Source organism: Methylocystis bryophila, assembly GCF_027925445.1.
GTDB classification, from domain to species: Bacteria; Pseudomonadota; Alphaproteobacteria; order Rhizobiales; family Beijerinckiaceae; genus Methylocystis; species Methylocystis bryophila.
Genome location: NZ_AP027149.1, coordinates 2003544 through 2021973 on the forward strand (window position 1 = coordinate 2003544; position 18430 = coordinate 2021973).

Sequence of the window (18430 nt, forward strand, 5' to 3'; positions counted from 1 at the left end):
TTTCCAGCCTCATCGGCCTTTTGGCAGCATTGCAAGGAAATACCCAGTTCATCGGCGGCCTTGATGGTCGCGTCGATCAGGTTACAGATTACCTTGTGGCTGTTGGCGGTGATCCCGACCTTCTTGCCGAGGCGCACCAGCTCGCAAATCATCCGCGCGCCGGTGAAGGTCTTGCCGCGATTCTCGCAAAGCGGCGCTCGCGCGCTTCCTGCGTAAGGCCTCTGGAGAGGATGAGAACGCCGAGGCGAAGGAAGAGCAGCGCCTCGCGGCCTAACCCTGCGGGCGAACCAGCTTTAACGGATCGAGTAGCGCCACGCCTCGGCCCGCGAAATCCTTGGCGTTGCGCGTGACGATAACGAAGCCATGCTCGCGCGCGGTGGTGGTGAGACCCGCGTCATCGACGTGCTTTTCGCTGTCGGCTCGCTGTCGGCCAGCGCCTCGCTCCATGCGATAGCAATATGCCTGTCGATGGACAGTTTGCCTCCCCTCGAAAGCATCGAAGCTCGCCGAGACGGCGGCGCCCAGACAGATAGCTGAGAGCATCAATTTCTTATATCAAGCTATCTTTAGCCGGCCCAAGAAACTGCCGAAAGTTCTCTAGCAAATACTCCGTATCACGGATCTCACATCCCCAAACCGTGAGGCAATCCCAGCCTAACGTTTTTAGAGCTTCCACGGATTGCCGATCTCTGTCCTGATTTCTGGCTATCTTTGGAAGCCAGTAATCTTGACGGCTCTGTGGAGGGCGTCCCGCTCGACAGGCGTGTCCATGCCAAAAGCACCCGTGGACGAAGATCGCCTTGCGCCTCCCCGGAAACACAATATCGGGCGAACCTGGCAGTTTCCGAACATGGAGTCGGTAGCGATAACCTGCGGCGTGCAGGAGCCGGCGGACCAGCATCTCCGGAGCCGTATCTTTGCGACGGACGGCCTTCATGTTGGCGCTGCGGGCTTCCGGCGTCAGTCGATCCATGGTTCTGCGCTACGCCGCCATAGCGTCCTTCAGTGCTTTTGACATGCCCATGCGATCGTCGCCTGACACCACAAACACAGTGCGGGCAGCAGACGCGCCGGGCGCTGCGGAAACACCGCCAGGAACGACGAGAAGCGCCTTGACCGTCCGGCCAGCACCAGCACCGTCCTTGAAGTCGTATAAATAGGCGAATACTTTATACACGCTATCGCTAATGTAACGACCATCGACGGTCTTCTTCATCTCAATCAGAATCAGGCGCGTCTCGTCGTCTCGATCGGCAACTACCAAAATATCAGGTCTACGCTCCCCACCGGAAAGGCCGCGATGCTGGGCGAGGACTTTGCCGTATTCGGTCGGGATGCCAAGTACGGCCGCTGGCGTCTGATCAAAAAATACTCGAACCTTCTCGTGATCGTTCTGGAACAGAGCGACGGCACCCCTGCGGCTGGTAACTAGCCCATATTCCACGGGCTCTCCGAATCCTAATTCATCGCTCAGCAGATCAAGGACCAGTACCAACACGTAAAGTTCGAAAAGATCATCGTCGTTCACCGGCTCTAACCAATTCACCGCGAGCAGCGACAAGACCGTATACCACCGGGCATGATGATCGTTCGTCTCCATCTCCAAGCGCCGACGCGCCAGCGCAGCCGCCCTCCGATATTCAGGCCGCCTGTGGCGGCGAGCCGCAGCAATCATTTCCGGTGTTAGGCGCAGCGGCACAGAAATATCGCCGAACCAATGGTGCTGCCGCGCTTGCTCGCAGTCGTCTCGAAGCGCCTGTAGATCAGCATGAAGACCGGCGGTCCCGACGCGCTGCTCAATGATGGCAACCGTCCGGCGCAGATCATCGACCAGCCATGAGAGCAATTGATTCTCTGGCAACTCGAACGAGCGATGCGAGGTCCGGCTCACGTAATGAACGGGCGAGAGCGTCCCCGCCAAGCGTTGAAGTAGCGTCCTATCCCACCTCGGATTGCCGCGAAGCCCCGGCCCGACAATTTGCTCCTGTGCTAACATCTCGTTCGACAGCGCATCGAGGATGCGATGAAGCGGGCCGCTCGCGAAAGCGCAGTAGCCGCCCCCAATCAAATCGACAACACTGCCGAGCAAGCGAACGTCGTCTGCAGTATCGTGTAGCCGTTCGAGGAACGCCTGCAGCACGGCGAGGTCTATGGCGTTGGACGTCGCGCCCGCGACACCGCGCCCGATAGCGGAGAGATGCCGGCCGGCGCGGTCCGGAGCACAGATGAAATCGCGCCAAACCTCGCGGCTCATCCCGGCACGTAGCCGGTCCAGACAGCGAGATGGCGCGCGAAATCGTCTTGACGAGCCGTCAGAAGCGGCACGAACAGATCCACGGCCGCTTCATGCAAGTCTGGACGTCCCTGCAACTGCGGCATCACATAGAGTTCCATCACCGAAGCCAAAACGCTATCGAAACCTCGCGCAGGATCGAGGCGCCATTCGCTGTCGGCGTGCCGAATAATCGCTAGCGGAAACGCCGGTCCGAGCGGAAGCCCGATACCACCGAGTCCGCCGTCTGCGGTGCTAAACAACTCGATCAGCACCTTGGTTAGTCCCGCCATATCACCGACGCCGGCCTTAGCCGCGTCCGTCCTGTCGACTGCGCTACGAATCATGGCTTCGTATGTCGCTGGAACAGGAAGATCTATCGGGATAAAGGCGAATCGCCGCACGAAAGCCATCGACATCCGCTTCAGACTGGCCTTGTCGGCATCGTTCATCGATCCGACTATCCTCCACCAGGCGGGCACCACAATCACATCGGCGTCTTCGTCCTCCACGACCGCGGAGCCTACCTGCAGTCGCACACGGTGAAACTTCCCACCCTCCGAGCGTCGCCTATAAGGCAGAGTAACCGTGTTGCCGCTGAGTAATGTGAAAAGTTCACCGAACGCTTTATCGATGTCGGCACGGTTGATCTCGTCGATGATTAGACAGCGGCCTTTTTCAAGCGAGTCCACGACAGCGCCTGGCAAAAAGTCCAGGCGATCTCCGGATTCGTCTTCTTTCGGCATCGGGAAGTAGCCACCGATCGTCTCAAAGGTTGTCCACTGATCGGTCGCAGGCACCGTCCACGTCGGGAAACCCGCCTTCGAACAGATACATTCGGCGAGCTTGGTCTTTCCTGATCCTGGCGGTCCGGTGAAGATCACATGCACACCTGCAGCTAAAGCGGCAAGCGCGCGCGTGGCCGGCTCGCCCATTCCTTGTAAACCGCAGAGATCTCCGAAGTCAGCCAATGCCATATTCCAGTCGCCGGGCGGTGCGGCTGGCATACGGACCTTTGCGGTAGGACCCGTGGGTATAGGAATTTCTGCCGAAGGCTCCTCCTCCGTTGGCCTTTCCTCTCCCCTTTCAGGTTCCAAGCTCTGGAGCAGCAGCAGAAGCTCCCCAGCGTCGATCGGCTCCTCCGCTAGCGGAATGGCGGACATTTCAGCCGGTATATCGATCGAAAATATCTCCGGAAGCAGACCATAGTCCGCCAGCCGGAACTCTTTGGCGAACTCCTCAACCGCAACTTCTACAGAGGCGATCTCCTTGTCGCGGTAGCACCACGCGGTCAGGTATGCCGCGATAATCGGGATGTCGCCGACGACTTCTTTAGGTGGCCCATTCTTTATCGCCTGAACCAAGTCCGATGCCAAAGTCCAACGTCTATTGTCGTTCGGACTTTTCTGGAAAAGGTCGTGCTTGTCCCGCTGTACTTGGAGCGTGCGGCCGGGATATTCCCGATCACGCCAGTGGCTATAGCCGTATCCTGTGCCGAATACGAGGAAGTAGGGTTTATTCTCGGGACCGCCTGTGGGCTTGAAGTAATCGTCCATCAAGCGACGCTCGACCGGGCTCCCGAACGGAATGGCGTCATCTGGGTTATCGCTCGTCGGCACGTTCTGCCGCAGCATCGCCAGAAGGCTCATCAGAGCCGGATGGGTGTGCTCCGGAAAGTAGTCGAGCGCCTTACGAACGTGGTCGAGAGCGAAGTAGGGCATGGATCGTTCTACGCCGCATCGTCGAACGGGATTAGGCTATCGTCGCGAACTTTTCGCGGTGCTCGGAGCTTCAGGATATCAGCGTCGCCGACCTTGTTTTCTATGATAACTACGTCTCGAAGCGCTTCACCCGCGCGTCCACGGACATCGCGCAACACCAACGGCAGGATTGCTTCGGCTAAGGCGCGGGCAAGCAGCGGCGGAACTGCGTTGCCGATCTGCTGACGGATTTGAGCTTGGCTTCCGCTGAACACGAACCGATCGGGAAATGACTGAAGTCGTGCCGCCTCACGCAGGGTAAGCGTCCGCGCCTGATCCGGATGGATAAAGGCACCGGTCGTTCCCTCGTTGAACTTGGTCGTGATCGTGTAAGCCGGAGCATCGTTCTGAAGTCGCCGCAGGATAGTCGTCGCGTCATAGGGGCGAATTTTTCGAAAGCGGTCAGGAAGTTGCTCGATCGGGAGATTGCGCCAGTTCTGACCGGCCTTCAATGTTTGCGCCGCAAATCGATCGATCGCGGCCAGATCTGCAGCAGCATGCTGACGGACGAGCCGAGAGCCCTTGCGCATCTCCCGCTGATAGGCCGTCGCGGCCTTGCTCGGATACTTCACGCCGTCTAGTTCCTGCCCCTCGTCGACGGGAGGAAGATCAGAGCAAGCCTCTCCGAAGCTGACATGAGGCAGCACCTCATCTCCCGCTCCATGGCCGATTCGCGAAAGATGTGCGAACGGCAAGGCGTAGTTGCGCCAAAGATCGGCGTTGCCGTGAGTAGCGGCCGGAAAAGCGATGTCGGCATTCGTGCGATTGCCGACAAATACCAGGCGGCGGCGAAGCTGAGGCACGCCGAAGTCGGCGGCCAGAAGGATCATCGGAACGACGGTGTAGCCAATCTCACGGAAGGCTCGGACGATCTCCAACGCAACGCGACCCTGATTATAAAGCAGCAGGCCGGGCACGTTTTCAAACACGATCCAAGATGGGCGGAGTTCCTCCACCAGATCGAGATAATTGATGAACAGCAGATTACGAGGATCGTCCTGATCGCGCCCGGAGGCGCGGCTGAGACCGCCCGATGTGGAAAACCCCTGACAACTCGGCCCGCCGACGATGACGTCGATGCCGCTTGCACCCACGAATTCGCGCACGTCGGAAAAATCTGAAACCCGGAGATCACGCATCATTCCCCGAGCCCCGGGGATGTTTGCCTCAAATGTAGCAATCGCGGATTGAAAGTTGTCGATGCCTCCCACGACGCGATAGCCCGCGTCAGCAAACCCGGAAGCTATTCCTCCCGCGCCAGAAAAGAGATCGAGAACGCTTGGCCCTCCTGAACCCGGGGCACTTCCATCGCCGCCCGATTTTCCGGTTCCCATTCGCGCTCCCCTCTTCACAATGCTACGCCGCACGATGAGAACAATACATGAACACAGCCGATTCAGCAACCCCTGCTGTCGGCAATCGCCACGGGAACACCGCCAACAAGCCCGTTGATTCTACTTGATATTTTTCGGAGACCGTTAACTGCCGGCTTATTCTCCGCATCATGGCCTCCGCCGCCCGCGACGGTCGATAAGCTGATTATCGGGTATATCGACGCCAATCGCCTTGAGGCCTCGCAGAACAACCGTCCGGATGCTCTCCCCGTTCTTGACGCCCATTAGAGCAACCTGCTTATGAATGTGGGAAGGCACCATGACCTGAATGGGGACTTCCTTTTCGGCTTGCTGCTGCTTTGGCACACGAAACGCTCCGGCGCACCGCCATGGCGGCGAATCTCACCCGAATCGACAGGACTTCATTGTTTCATGATTTCATGCGCAGGCGCAAGTCGGACGATGAGCCTACACGCTCGCGGAGCGACGTAGGTGGGGCGGACTCGCTGAGGGGAGCATGGTCGCGGGGAGCCCGCGCGGGCTGGCTTCAAGCCTCGTCGAGCGCTTCCAGCCCGGCGCCCTGCAAGGCCCGCTTGACGCTGGTGCGCGGATAGGGCCGGCCCGCCTTGGGATAGGCATCGGCATAAGCCTGGGCCGTCTCAATCTCTTTGCGGGACAGCAAGGGATAGTCCTCCAGGACCTGTTCGATCGACGCGCCGCCATCGAGCAGTGCGGCGATTCGATAGACTTCGATCTCCCTCCCTTTCAGGAGGGGCTCACCATCGGCCCGAAACGCGACCTTCTCGGCAAGTACCGTAAGGTCCGTCGTGCGTCGTTCGACTTCCTCCACCAGATCGCTAATCGAAATCCGGAACCGGCCGAACCGGACTTCGTCGCGGCGGTCGATCGGAGTCTGCTGAAGCGCCTGGTAGAATTCCGTCCGTGCCTTGGGCGTGAGTTCGTCGCGTAATGCGCGCACGGCGTAGAGATAGAAAAGATCGCTCCACCCGATCGCCCGCACGGATGCGCCCGCCCGTCGCAGCAGCACCGGACGAACAGGGCCGGCGTCCAGGGCCTTCTTCACGGTACGGACGGGCTCGCGCAAGACGAACGCGGCTTCGGCAGCGGTGAACTGGGCAGTATGGGCCATTCGCACCTCCTAATATGACCCCCAAAATAGGGTCGCATTATCTCGCCGTCAAGGATGCCCTCTGCCTGCGTGCAAAGCCGGATAAGCGTGGACCAGGATTTCAGGGTTTCCGACTCTCCGGCTGATTGGAAGTCGCCGCCCGGACGATTGGAACTCATCGCGGGGAAGGTGTGGGGTAACCCCTTGAGGGGAAAGCCTTCCCCCTGGTCGGCGCCGGCGTCGCCGACACACCCCCTTCTGCGGGGAGCTCCCCGCAACGCCCCCTTAGAGTGAGAGTGCGGATCGGGTTCGCCGTGACGGGTTGAGGGCTGGAGGAGAGGCCTCCGGCGCCCGTCGCGGAGATCCGCGATGTCCAGCAAGACCGCTTCAGCACGCCCCGGCCACGACCGGACGAGCCTCTATGACGAAATCACCGGCAAGATCATCGCCGAACTGGAGGCCGGCCGCGTGCCCTGGGTCCAGCCCTGGGGGACGGCCGCGGCGAAGGCGCCGCTCGCCATGCCGAAGAACGCCGCCACCGGCCGGCAGTATTCGGGGATCAACGTCCTGATCCTCTGGGGGGCCGTGATCGAGCACGGCTTCCCCGCCCAGAGCTGGTTGACTTTTCGCCAGGCGCTCTCGCTCGGCGGCAATGTGCGCAAGGGCGAGCACGGCACCACCGTCGTCTACGCCGACCGCTTCACGCCCGAGGACGAGAAGCGACGCGCCCGCGAGACCGGCGAGGAAGCGGCCGCGATCCCGTTCCTGAAGCGGTTTACCGTCTTCAACGCCGCCCAATGCGAAAACCTTCCGGCCGAGGTTGCGGCCGTTGCGCCACCGCCGCCACCCGGCCTGATCGAGCCCAGGGTCGAGGCGCTGATCGCCGCGACCGGCGTCGATTTCCGCATCGGCGGCGCCCGCGCCTTCTACGCGCCGGGCCCGGACTTCGTGATGGTCCCGCCGCCGCAGGCCTATTTCGAGCCGATCAACTGGCACCGCACAGCCCTGCACGAGCTTGGTCACGCCAGCGGTCATCCGTCCCGTCTCGGCCGCGATCTCGGTGGCGTGTTCGGCAGCAAGAAGTATGCGTTCGAGGAGCTGGTGGCCGAGATGAACGCCGCCTTCTGCTGCGCTTCGCTCGGCATCGTCCCGACCGTGCGCCACGCGGACTATATCAGCTCTTGGCTCGATGTATTGCGCGAGGACAACCGCGCCGTCGTGCGCGCCGCCTCACAGGCCAGCAAGGCCGCGGACTGGATCCTCGGCTTCCTGTCCGACACCGAGAGCGCCAACACCACAGCGCAGGAGGCGGCGTGATGCCGGGCCTCCTCAGATCTGCGGTCGTCAGCGACACGCCTGCGCCGGAATCGATCCGGCTCCGCGTCCTCAGCCTCGGCGCTGGCGTGCAGTCGACCACGCTGGCGCTGATGGCCGCCCATGGCGAGGTCGGGCCCATGCCCGACTGCGCCATCTTCTCCGACACCGGCTGGGAGCCCAACGCCGTCTATGAGCACCTGGCCTGGCTCATGTCGCCCAACGTGCTGCCGTTCCCGATCCACATCGTCTCGGGCGGCAACATCCGCGACGACTTAATCGCCGGAGCGCAGGGCGCGCGCTGGGCGTCCATCCCGGCCTTCACCCGCAACGTCACGCCGGCCGGCACCGCCATGCCCGTGTTCGACGAGGGCGATGACGGCGATCTGGTGGCGATCGGCGAGCGCATCCTGCCGACCGATCGCGTCGACGTCGGGATGATCCGCCGGCAATGCACGAAGGACTACAAGATCGTGCCGATCCGGCGGAAGGTGCGCGAACTCGTCGGCCTTGCCGGACGGCGCTCTCCGAACACGCCGATTGTCGAGCAGTGGATCGGCATCTCGCTCGATGAAGCGATCCGCATGAAGCCCTCATTCGAGGACTGGCAGGTCAATCGCTGGCCGCTGATCGAACAGCGCCTCTCGCGCCAGGACTGCCTGCGCTGGCTCGCGCGGCACGACTATCCGATCCCGCCGAAGAGCGCCTGCATCGGTTGTCCCTTTCACTCCGACGCCTATTGGCGACGGATGCGGGACAACGATCCGGACGCTTGGGACGACGCGGTTCTGGTCGATCGCGCGATTCGCACCGGCTTTCGTGGCATTCGCGGCCAGGTCTTCCTGCATCGCTCCGCCGTGCCGCTCGACCAGGCCGACCTCTCCAACGCCGGCGATCGCGGCCAGCTCGATCTCTGGCCCAACGAGTGTGAGGGTATGTGCGGAGTCTGAACGCCCGGAAATCCGGAAAAGTGGGAAGGCGGACTTCCGGCTCCGTGTCTTTCCGGTTCGTCGGTTTTGCGGCGCGGTCCTCCGAGAGGAAGAGGGCTGCGCCGGTTTTCGCGGCGGGTTGGAGGTCGAGAGAGAGTCTCTTGGCCGCCCGCCGCGGAGACTACCCCCATGGCTACTGCCATTCAGAAGATCACCCTGTCGTCCTCGCGCGACATTCCCTTCAACAAGCTGGTGCTGAGCCAGTCCAATGTCCGGCGCGTGAAGGCCGGCGTCTCGATCGAGGAATTGGCCGAGGATATCGCCCGGCGCACGCTGCTCCAGGGCCTCAACGTCCGGCCGGTCCTCGACGCCGAGGGCGCCGAGACTGGCATGTTCGAGATCCCGGCCGGCGGCCGGCGCTACCGGGCGCTCGAACTGCTGGTGAAGCAGAAGCGCTTGGCGAAGACCGCGCCCGTCCCATGCGTGGTCCGCGATCCCGGCACCGACATCCTCGGCGAGGACGACTCGCTGGCCGAGAACATCCAGCGTGCGCCGCTGCATCCCCTCGACCAGTTCCGCGCCTTCCTCGCTCTGCGCGAGAAGGGGCGCTCCGAGGAGGACATCGCCGCGGCGTTCTTCGTCGGTGTGAACGTCGTGAAGCAGCGCCTGCGCCTGGCGTCGGTCGCGCCGACCCTGCTCGACATCTACGCCGAAGACGGCATGTCGCTTGAGCAGCTCATGGCCTTCACCGTCACGGCCGACCATGCCCGCCAGGAGCAGGTCTGGCAGGCGATCTCCGGCTCCTGGCAGAAGGATCCCTATCAGATCCGCCGCATGCTGACGGAGAAGGCGGTGCGCGCCTCCGACCGGCGAGCGGTGTTCGTCGGTCTCGACGCCTATGAGACCGCCGGCGGCGTGGTGCTGCGCGACCTGTTCCAGTCCGATGATGGCGGCTGGCTCGAAGACATGGCGCTGCTGGACGGCCTGGTCGCCGAGAGGCTGAAGGCCGAAGCGGAGACGATCGCCGCCGAAGGCTGGAAGTGGATCGAGGTGGCCATCGACTTCCCCTACGGCCACACCCACGGTCTGCGCGAACTAGAGGGCGTCGCCGCCGACCTTTCCAGCGAGGAGCAGGCGACGATCGCCGCGCTCAAGGCCGAATACGCCAAGCTGGAGGAGGCGTATGACGGCGCCGACGAGCTGCCCGACGAGGTGGACGAACGCCTCGGCGAAATCGAGGCGGCGCTCGCCGCCTTCGACGATCGGCCCGTCACCTATGATCCGGTCGACATCGCCCGTGCCGGCGTCTTCGTCAGCATCGATGCCGAAGGTGCGCTGTCGGTCGACCGCGGCCACGTCAGGCCGCAGGACGAGGCCCCCGTGGGCGAGCCGGAGCAGGACGGCGAGACCGATCCCGCGAGGGCCGGGGCTGACCACATCGAGCCGGACGCGCCCGCGGTTCAGCGCGCCGTCATCACCATCGGTGGACAGGTCGCCGGGCCGGAGGATGAGGACGACGAGGACCTCAAGCCACTCCCGGACCGCCTCGTGACCGAGCTGACAGCCGAGCGGACTCTGGCGCTGCGCGACAAGCTGGCGAACACGCCCGCCGTCGCGTTCCAGGCCGTGCTGCACAAGTTCTGCCTCGACGTCTTCTCCCGTTACTTCTCCTACGGGACGGCGATGGAGGTGTCGGTGCGCAGCGCCAGCTTCCAGGTGCAGGCCCAGGGGCTGAAGGACACGCCCGCGGCGATGGCGATCGACGCGCGCCACAAGACCTGGGAAGAGCGGTTGCCCAAGGACAAGGCCGATCTCTGGGACTGGCTCACGACCCTCACCGGCGACGAGCAGGCAACGCTCTTCGCCCATTGCGCCTCCTTCGGCGTCAATGCGCTCTACGAGAAGGGCGATCGCTACGGCGCCGGCGTCTCGTCCCACACCGTCGCACAGCGCATCGCCGAGGCCGATCGCCTGGCCCAGGCCGTCGATCTTGACATGGTGCAGGCCGGCTGGCGTCCGACCGTCGAGAACTATCTCGGCCGGGTGCCTAAGCGCCGCATCCTCGAGGCGGTGCAGGAAGGCGCCGGCGAACGGGCGGCGCAGCTCATCGACCACTTGAAGAAGACCGACATGGCCAAGGAAGCCGAACGGCTCCTGGCCGATACCGGCTGGCTGCCGGAGCCGCTGCGGATCGACACTGCGGACGACGCGCCCGTCGACACCGCTGAAGCCGGGGACGACGGCGAGGCGCTGCCCGAATTCCTCGCCGACGACGACGAGGAAGCGGAGGCCGACGCGCCGCAGGTGATCGCGGCCGAATAGCCCGCGTGCGAGGCGGCTTCGGCCGTCCCGCACCTCCTTCCCCTTCAACCGACCCGACAGCCCGGCCCGCGCGCCGGGCTGTCGGCATTTCAGGAGGGCCGCATGCCCACATTCACCATCGAAACCACTTATCACCTGCCAATCTACCGGCAGCGCAGCTATGAGGCGGAAACGCTCGACGCGGCCTGCGCGCTCGCTGTCGCCGACGAGGGCTGGGACGACGAGAAATCCGACGTCGAGACTTCCGGCGACACCTATGTCACCGGCGCCTGGGACGGGCGCGACGCCGCCTACCGCGGCAGGGCGCTCAGCATCCCGTCGCAGTTCGGCGAACAGATCCAGCGCAGAGCCGACCATTTCGAGGTGCTGCTCGGCCTGCTCAAGGTCTTCGCGCACGCGCCGGACGCCGAACCGGCCGACGGGCCATTCTGGCGCCAGCGCCTGGACGCGGCGATCGCCAAGGGCGAAGCGATCCTCGCCGACCAGCCCGATCCCGCAGTCATCGGAGGTGCGTCATGACCGAATATGTCGTGAAGGTTGCCTTCTGGCTGCGCGCCTTCGACAGCGTCACCGTGGAGGCGGACACGGACACCGAGGCAATCGAGAAAGCCAAGATCGCCGCAACAGAAGCGATGGATTCGACCGCGCACCCCGAGCATGTCGACTTCGACGAGCGGCGGGAGGGCGTGATCGCCTTCATCGATCGCGTCACGCCGACCGGCCGTCAGGCCGTCGTCGAGGATGTTGCATTCGACGAGGACAGAATCCATCCGGACGGCGCAACCGCCTACAAATATAGAGACCCCGCCGCATTGTCTTCGCCTCCCGCGTGCGGTTCACACCGTCGCGGCTGAGTAATGCCTCAAGCCGGGATGACGGCGTCGCCCCGCTTGCTTCATGCATCGACGCATTCCGCACACGCCAGCGCGGGACGACCCTCCAGTTGCGATCGCGCCTTGCCGCAGGACGCGCAAGTCACAACCCCCACGAAGGTCTCGCAATGCAGGCAGCGCCCTTGATGCACGCCGCCCGTATCGTTCAGTGGGTCGTAGCAGACGCCCTTCGCCTCGCCGCACAGCACGCAGCTCGCGAACGACGCCATGCCCAATTCCGCCGTAAGCCCGCAGCAGTGGCAGAAGTATGTGTCCGAGGGTCGGACGCTAAGCGCATCGACGCCACACTCCCAGCAACGTAGGACCTCTTCGCTGTCGATGCCGTCCAGGGCTGAGTCGACAGCCTCATCTCTGTATGGGCGAAAGTTTATAAGTCGCTGAAAGTTGGTGGCATCAAGGAATCTCGCGTGCGTCTGCATCTCGCCTTGGTCGCGCTCCTGACCTGCCGCGAACATGCCCAGTGCACGGATGAGAAGCCAGGCAAGGTCCATTTGAAGCTCATTGACATCAACGTCGGCGGCGAAATGGACAAGCGAGTTCCTGAGCTGCTGGACGCGGCCGACCAGTTCCTCCTCAATCGGCGTGAACGCCTCGGCCTTACGGATCGCCTTAAGGCACTCGCCATACCCGATCGTTCGAAGCGATCCGCTGCGCGCCGCCGCCAAAAGGTCGCCCGAGGGGGGCGTCCCACGGACGATCACACTGAGGCCATGCTCCCGGATCAAGCGATACTTGGCCATCAGCTCGATCGCCGTCTGAATCGTGACGACGCCAGCCTTAGCCTGACGCGCCGTCGCGCCCGGTGCAAAGAGGATATCGAGGCCGGCGTTTAGGAAATCGATCGCATTGGCGAGCACCAGCTCGGCGGCATCTTTTTTTCGTTTCCTTCGAACGGCCATGGCACTCGCCTCCGCATCTTCGCTCGATCGACCATAACAGGTCGACCGCTCGTCGGCGCCACCAAGCGCAAGGCAGGGCAGAGTGAGAGGTCGGCCGGGAGGGGTTTGAGCCGGTGCGGTCCGAGAGAGAGAGCGCCGGCCGGCTCGCCCGTTCCCGCTCTCCCGAGGCTCCCTTCATGAACGACCTTTCTCCGATCGCGGCCGACCAGGCCGCACCGCTGTCGCCTGTCCAACGTCCCGACGCCCCCGGCGCCATCATCGCCGCCGCCCAGCTTCTCCTCCCACATCTCGAACGCGGCCAACGCGTCGACGCTGCGATCCTGCGCGCCGCCATGGAAGCAGCTTTCGGCGTGTCCGACGCCTCGGGCGCCTGGGACTGGAAGACGGCCTATGACGCCTGCGAGGCCGCGACCGTCCTCTTCCTCCGCAAATACGGAAAAGCGCTGTTCCGCAAAGCCGACTCTCCGGCTTCCCGGCTTTCCGCCTTGACCAAGATCGCCGGCCTTCTCCCCACCCACACCCGCCGCTCCGCCGAGAGCGAGGCTTTCCAGCAATTCTCCACGCCGGCTCCGCTCGGCTTCGCGGCCCTGACCGCAGCCGCTATCGGGCCTGCGGACCGCGTGCTGGAGCCTTCCGCCGGAACCGGCCTCCTCGCCATCCTGGCCGAGATCGCCGGCGGCGCACTCTTGCTGAACGAGCTGGCCGAGACCCGCTCGGAGCTGCTTACTTCCCTCTTTCCGGCCATTCCCGTCACGCGCTTCGATGCCGCGCAGATCGACGATCACCTTGATCGCAGCGCGGTCCCGAGCGTCGTGTTGATGAACCCGCCCTTCTCGGCGATGGCGAACGTCGCCGGCCGCGTGGCCGACACCGCTTTTCGCCACATCGCCTCGGCGCTCGCGCGTCTCGCCGACGGCGGGCGGCTGGTGGCGATCACCGGCGCGAGCTTCGGGCCCGACGCCCCGGCCTGGCGCGACGCCTTCGTCCGGCTGCAGGAGCGCGGCCGCATCGTCTTCACCGCCGCGATCGACGGTGCGGTCTACGCCAAGCACGGCACCACGATCAACACACGGCTGATCGTCATCGACAAGGCGCCCGCCGAGAACCCGGCGGCGCTGCCGCAATCGCGGGGCATTGCGCCCAACGTCGCGACCTTGCTCGGCTGGATCGCGGAGCATGTTCCGGCGCGCCTGGCGCTTGCGCCAAGCCTCGCCCTCCCGGTGTCGGCCGCTGCCGCGCCGCGGACGGTGCGCGGCTATCTCGCCCGCGCCGCTGCGGCGGGGCCGGCCAAGCCGTCCGTCGCCGATCCGGAGGCGATCGATCTCGCCTATGAAACGATCGACTGGACGCCGCCCGAAGGCGCGCGCCTCAGCGATGCGATCTATGAGGAATACCGGCTCCAATCGATCCGAATTCCGGGCGGCCAGGCGCACCCGACCAAGCTAGTGCAATCCGCCGCTATGGCCTCGGTCGCTCCGCCGAGGCCGAGCTATCGGCCGCGCCTGCCGATCGACCTCGTCAGCGGAGCGCTCCTGTCCGACGCCCAGCTCGAGACGGTGATCTATGCCGGTGAGGCGCATGGCGACTATCTCGCCGGCGCCTGGACCGTGGACGAGACCTTCGATCTCGTCACCGCCGCGCGGGACGACGCGCCGAACGCCGTCCGCTTTCGCCGAGGCTTTATGCTCGGCGACGGCACCGGCGCCGGCAAGGGCCGCCAGTCGGCCGGCATCATCCTGGACAACTGGCTGAAGGGTCGGCGCAAGGCGGTCTGGATCTCGAAGTCCGACAAGCTGCTCGAAGACGCCCAGCGCGATTGGTCGGCCCTCGGCATGGAGCGCCTGCTCGTCACGCCACTCTCGCGCTTCCCCCAGGGCAAGCCGATCCTCCTCTCCGAAGGCGTCCTATTTTTAACCTACGCTACGCTGCGGTCCGACGACCGCGGCGAGAAGCTTTCGCGCGTCCGCCAGATCGTCGAATGGTTGGGCTCCGATTTCGACGGAGTGATCATTTTCGACGAGAGCCACGCCATGCAGAACGCCGGTGGCGGCAAGGGAGAGCGGGGCGATGTGGCGCCCTCGCAGCAGGGCCGTGCGGGCTTGCGCTTGCAGCACGCCCTGCCGGATGCGCGCGTGGTCTATGTCTCGGCCACGGGCGCGACGACCGTCCACAACCTCGCCTATGCCCAGCGGCTCGGCCTCTGGGGCGGCGAGGATTTCCCCTTCGCCACCCGCGCCGAGTTCGTCGAGGCGATCGAGGATGGCGGTGTCGCCGCCATGGAGGTGCTGGCCCGCGATCTCCGGTCGCTCGGGCTCTACACCGCCCGATCGCTCTCCTATGACGGCGTCGAATACGAGCTGATCGAGCACCCGCTCAGCGACGATCAGCGGCGCATCTATGATGCCTATGCCGGTGCCTTCGCGATCATCCACAATCACCTCGATGCGGCGATGCAAGCCGCCAACATCACCGATGAGAGCAGCACGCTGAACCGGCAGGCGAAGTCTGCGGCTCGCTCGGCCTTCGAGAGCGCCAAGCAGCGTTTCTTCGGCCATCTGCTGACCTCGATGAAGACGCCGACCCTGATCCGCCGGATCGATCAGGACCTCGCCGACGGCCATACCGCCGTCATTCAGATCGTCTCGACCGGCGAAGCGCTGATGGAGCGCCGGCTCGCCGACGTTCCGACCGAGGAATGGAACGACATCCGCGTCGACATCACGCCGCGCGAGTATGTTCTCGACTACCTCGCTCATTCCTTCCCGGTGCAGCTCTACGAGCCGTTCACCGACAGCGAGGGCAACCTCTCGTCGCGGCCCGTCTTCCGGGACGGCCAGCCCGTCGAGAGCCGCGAGGCCATCGCCCGCCGCAATGAGCTGATCGAGCGGTTGGCTTCGCTCCCGCCCGTTCCCGGCGCACTCGACCAGATCGTCCAACGCTTCGGCACAGACCTCGTCGCCGAAGTGACCGGGCGCTCGCGCCGCGTGGTGCGCAAGGGCGACCGCCTCGTCGTGGAGAACCGCGCGGCCTCCGCCAACCTCGCTGAGACCGCCGCCTTCATGGATGACCTGAAGCGCATCCTGGTGTTCTCGGAGGCGGGGGGGACGGGCCGCAGTTACCACGCCGAACTGTCGGCGCGGAATCGCCGGCTGCGCGTCCACTATCTGCTCGAGCCTGGCTGGAAGGCTGACGCCGCGATCCAGGGCCTCGGGCGGACGAACCGCACCAACCAGGCGCAGCCGCCGCTGTTCCGGCCGATCGCCACCGACGTGAAAGCCGAGAAGCGCTTCCTCTCGACCATCGCCCGCCGCCTCGACACGCTCGGCGCCATCACGCGCGGTCAGCGCCAGACGGGCGGCCAAGGACTCTTCAGACCAGAAGACAATCTGGAATCGCACTACGCCCGCGATGCGCTGCGCCAGCTCTACATGCTGCTCGTGCGCGGCAAGATCGAAGGCTGTTCGCTTCAGATGTTCGAGGCCGCCACGGGCCTCAAGCTCATGGACGCCAACGGCATCAAGGACGAGCTGCCGCCGATCACGACGTTCCTCAACCGCCTGCTGGCGCTCACCATCGAGCTGCAGGGCGTGCTGTTCACGGCGTTCGAGCAATTGCTGAACGCCAAGGTCGAGGGCGCCATCGCCAGCGGCGTCTATGACGTCGGCCTGGAGACGCTGCGGGCCGAAAGCTTCGTCGTCACCGATCGCCTGGCGATCTACACCCATCCCGCGACGGGCGCGGAGACCCGGCTGCTGACCATCACCGAGCGCCGGCGCAATCGCCCCGTCACGCTCGATGAGGCGCTGGACCATCTCGCCGATCCCCGCGCCGCGCTGCTGGTCAACGAGCGCTCGGGCCGTGCCGCCGTGCAGATTCCGGCGCCGAGCCTGATGCTCGACGATGGCGAGATCGAACGCCGCGTGCGGCTGATCCGGCCGATGGAGCACCATCACGCGTCGCTGAAGATGATGGACGACAGCCACTGGCAGGCGGCGGAGCGGGAGGCCTTTGCGGCCGCCTGGACTCGCGAAGTGGCCGACGTCCCCGAATTCGTCGACAGCACGATCCATGTCGTCGCCGGCTTGCTGCTCCCGATCTGGAAGCGGCTGCCGAACGAGTCGACCCGCGTCTATCGGCTCCAGACCGATGCGGGCGAGCGCATCATCGGCCGCAGGGTCTCTCCGGCCTGGGCGGCGAACGCGTCGGTGACCGGGACCACTGTCCTGACGCCGGATGCAGCCTTCGCGGCGCTGATCGAGGGCCGCACCGTTCTCGACCTCGCCGAAGGCCTTCAGCTCCATCGCGCGCGCGTCATGGGCGTCCACCGCATCGAGCTGTCGGGCTTCACCGACACGATGCGGGACCGCCTGCGCGCCTACGGCCTCTTCAGCGAGATCATCTCGTGGAAGCTGCGCATGTTCGTGCCGACCGACGCCACCGGCGCGGGCGTGCTGGCGAAAGTCCTCGACCACTATCCGGCCCTGCGCATCGGCGAGCGGGAGGCCGCGTAATGGCACACCACGACGCGTCCGAACTGGCACACCGTCTCGCGCGCGACGCCGAGGCGGTGTGCCGCCACTACCTCTCGGCGGGACGGCGGGAGGGCCGCTACTGGCTGGTGGGCGACGTTCGCAACACGCCGGGCCGCTCGATGTTCGTGCGCCTCAAAGAGTCGGTCAAAGGGCCGGCCGGCAAATGGACCGACGCCGCGACCGGCGAGCATGGCGATCTGCTCGACGTGATCCGGGAAAGCTGCGGCCTGGTCGACTTCAAAGACGTCGCCGATGAGGCTCGGACCTTCCTCAGCCTGCCGCACCCTGAGCCTGAGCCGGATCGTCCCCGATGGCGAACGCCCAGCGCTCCAACCGGATCACCGGAGGCAGCACGGCGGCTGTTCGCCATGTCGCAGCCGATTTCTCGTACTCTCGTAGAAACGTATCTCCGCAATCGCGGCATTACGGTTTTGCACGGAACCGGAGCGCTCCGCTTCCATCCGCGCTGCTACTATCGGTTTGACGACCACAGCCCGACCGAGACCTGGCCGGCGATGATCGCTTCCGTCACCGATCTCGCGGGACATTCGACCGGGGCGCATCGCACCTGGCTCGATCCCGGCGGCTTTACCGAGGCGATGCTCGGCAAGGCGCCGATCGACACGCCGCGGCGGGCGATGGGCGACCTTCTCGGTCATGCTGTTCGATTTGGCGTAGTGGGCGCAGTCATGGCGGCCGGCGAGGGCATCGAGACGATGCTGTCGCTCAGATGCGTCTTGCCGACCATGCCGATGGTCGCAGCCCTCTCGGCGGCGCATCTCTCCGCCATCCTGTTCCCGGACACGCTGCGGCGACTCTACATCGCCCGCGACGACGATCCCGCCGGCGACGGCGCAATGGCTACATTGATCGACCGGGCGCAGGAGGCGGGGATCGAGGCGATCGTGATCTCGCCACGGCTCGGCGACTTCAACGAGGATCTCCGCCTGCTTGGGATCGACGCGCTTCGGGCCGCAAGCCGGGTGCAGATCGCGGTGCAGGACGTCGCCCGCTTCATGGAGCTGGCGGCCTAGCTGGAACGGGGA

General features: G+C 64.8%; 14 protein-coding genes. 7 read left to right on the forward strand and 7 right to left on the reverse strand.

The features are described from left to right. Positions 1–270 precede the first annotated feature (270 nt). From QMG80_RS09490 to QMG80_RS09515, 6 genes are all read right to left on the reverse strand, one after another. Complete coding sequence (locus QMG80_RS09490; RefSeq protein WP_085772591.1) at positions 271–543, reverse strand: PIN domain-containing protein; 273 nt, start codon at positions 541–543, stop codon at positions 271–273. Positions 544–550: 7 nt separating this feature from the next. Beyond that, the gene (locus tag QMG80_RS09495; RefSeq protein ID WP_085772592.1) at positions 551–973 is read right to left on the reverse strand and encodes a very short patch repair endonuclease; all 423 of its coding nucleotides are present in this window, start codon (positions 971–973) and stop codon (positions 551–553) included. Positions 974–982: 9 nt separating this feature from the next. Then, positions 983–2254: a hypothetical protein gene (locus QMG80_RS09500; RefSeq protein WP_085772593.1), complete on the reverse strand. Its 1272-nt coding sequence runs from the start codon at positions 2252–2254 to the stop codon at positions 983–985. Further along, complete coding sequence (locus QMG80_RS09505) at positions 2251–3993, reverse strand: AAA family ATPase (protein ID WP_085772594.1); 1743 nt, start codon at positions 3991–3993, stop codon at positions 2251–2253. The genes QMG80_RS09500 and QMG80_RS09505 overlap by 4 nt, the downstream gene beginning before the upstream one ends. Positions 3994–4001: 8 nt before the next feature. Then, positions 4002–5366, reverse strand: coding sequence for a DNA cytosine methyltransferase (locus QMG80_RS09510; protein WP_085772595.1), 1365 nt, complete (start codon positions 5364–5366; stop codon positions 4002–4004). A gap of 547 nt (positions 5367–5913) precedes the next feature. Continuing rightward, positions 5914–6516 carry a DUF433 domain-containing protein gene (locus QMG80_RS09515; protein WP_085772597.1) on the reverse strand — a complete coding sequence of 201 codons (603 nt, stop codon included), beginning with the start codon at positions 6514–6516 and terminating at the stop codon, positions 5914–5916. A gap of 348 nt (positions 6517–6864) precedes the next feature. On the opposite strand from QMG80_RS09515, the gene QMG80_RS09520 reads away from it, so the two are divergent. From QMG80_RS09520 to QMG80_RS09540, 5 genes are all read left to right on the forward strand, one after another. Then, positions 6865–7812 (forward strand): ArdC family protein, encoded by a 948-nt coding sequence (locus tag QMG80_RS09520; RefSeq protein WP_085772598.1) that lies wholly within the window; start codon positions 6865–6867, stop codon positions 7810–7812. Then, positions 7812–8759 carry a hypothetical protein gene (locus QMG80_RS09525; RefSeq protein ID WP_085772599.1) on the forward strand — a complete coding sequence of 316 codons (948 nt, stop codon included), beginning with the start codon at positions 7812–7814 and terminating at the stop codon, positions 8757–8759. The genes QMG80_RS09520 and QMG80_RS09525 overlap by 1 nt, the downstream gene beginning before the upstream one ends. A gap of 168 nt (positions 8760–8927) precedes the next feature. Then, positions 8928–11060, forward strand: coding sequence for a ParB/RepB/Spo0J family partition protein (locus QMG80_RS09530; protein WP_085772600.1), 2133 nt, complete (start codon positions 8928–8930; stop codon positions 11058–11060). Positions 11061–11162: 102 nt separating this feature from the next. After that, complete coding sequence (locus tag QMG80_RS09535; protein ID WP_085772601.1) at positions 11163–11579, forward strand: hypothetical protein; 417 nt, start codon at positions 11163–11165, stop codon at positions 11577–11579. Next, positions 11576–11914, forward strand: a complete 339-nt coding sequence (locus QMG80_RS09540) for a hypothetical protein (RefSeq protein WP_245299961.1) — start codon at positions 11576–11578, stop codon at positions 11912–11914. The genes QMG80_RS09535 and QMG80_RS09540 overlap by 4 nt, the downstream gene beginning before the upstream one ends. A 41-nt stretch (positions 11915–11955) precedes the next feature. On the opposite strand, the gene QMG80_RS09545 is transcribed toward QMG80_RS09540, so the two are convergent. Then, entirely contained in the window at positions 11956–12852 is an 897-nt protein-coding gene (locus QMG80_RS09545) for a hypothetical protein (RefSeq protein ID WP_281926360.1), read from the reverse strand. A gap of 176 nt (positions 12853–13028) precedes the next feature. Here QMG80_RS09545 and QMG80_RS09550 point away from each other — a divergent pair, with 176 nt between their 5' ends. Continuing rightward, on the forward strand, positions 13029–17363 hold the full coding sequence (locus tag QMG80_RS09550; RefSeq protein WP_085772603.1) for a strawberry notch-like NTP hydrolase domain-containing protein: 4335 nt from the start codon (positions 13029–13031) through the stop codon (positions 17361–17363). After that, positions 17363–18418, forward strand: coding sequence for a DUF7146 domain-containing protein (locus QMG80_RS09555; RefSeq protein WP_085772604.1), 1056 nt, complete (start codon positions 17363–17365; stop codon positions 18416–18418). Before QMG80_RS09550 ends, QMG80_RS09555 begins: the two co-directional genes overlap by 1 nt. Positions 18419–18430 lie beyond the last annotated feature (12 nt).

Coding starts and splice junctions, on each gene's coding strand:
- QMG80_RS09490 (WP_085772591.1), bottom strand. CDS start 543: ATGCTCTCAGCTATCTGTCTGGGCGCCGCCGTCTCGGCGAGCTTCGAT.
- QMG80_RS09495 (WP_085772592.1), bottom strand. CDS start 973: ATGGATCGACTGACGCCGGAAGCCCGCAGCGCCAACATGAAGGCCGTC.
- QMG80_RS09500 (WP_085772593.1), bottom strand. CDS start 2,254: ATGAGCCGCGAGGTTTGGCGCGATTTCATCTGTGCTCCGGACCGCGCC.
- QMG80_RS09505 (WP_085772594.1), bottom strand. CDS start 3,993: ATGCCCTACTTCGCTCTCGACCACGTTCGTAAGGCGCTCGACTACTTT.
- QMG80_RS09510 (WP_085772595.1), bottom strand. CDS start 5,366: ATGGGAACCGGAAAATCGGGCGGCGATGGAAGTGCCCCGGGTTCAGGA.
- QMG80_RS09515 (WP_085772597.1), bottom strand. CDS start 6,516: ATGGCCCATACTGCCCAGTTCACCGCTGCCGAAGCCGCGTTCGTCTTG.
- QMG80_RS09520 (WP_085772598.1), top strand. CDS start 6,865: ATGTCCAGCAAGACCGCTTCAGCACGCCCCGGCCACGACCGGACGAGC.
- QMG80_RS09525 (WP_085772599.1), top strand. CDS start 7,812: ATGCCGGGCCTCCTCAGATCTGCGGTCGTCAGCGACACGCCTGCGCCG.
- QMG80_RS09530 (WP_085772600.1), top strand. CDS start 8,928: ATGGCTACTGCCATTCAGAAGATCACCCTGTCGTCCTCGCGCGACATT.
- QMG80_RS09535 (WP_085772601.1), top strand. CDS start 11,163: ATGCCCACATTCACCATCGAAACCACTTATCACCTGCCAATCTACCGG.
- QMG80_RS09540 (WP_245299961.1), top strand. CDS start 11,576: ATGACCGAATATGTCGTGAAGGTTGCCTTCTGGCTGCGCGCCTTCGAC.
- QMG80_RS09545 (WP_281926360.1), bottom strand. CDS start 12,852: ATGGCCGTTCGAAGGAAACGAAAAAAAGATGCCGCCGAGCTGGTGCTC.
- QMG80_RS09550 (WP_085772603.1), top strand. CDS start 13,029: ATGAACGACCTTTCTCCGATCGCGGCCGACCAGGCCGCACCGCTGTCG.
- QMG80_RS09555 (WP_085772604.1), top strand. CDS start 17,363: ATGGCACACCACGACGCGTCCGAACTGGCACACCGTCTCGCGCGCGAC.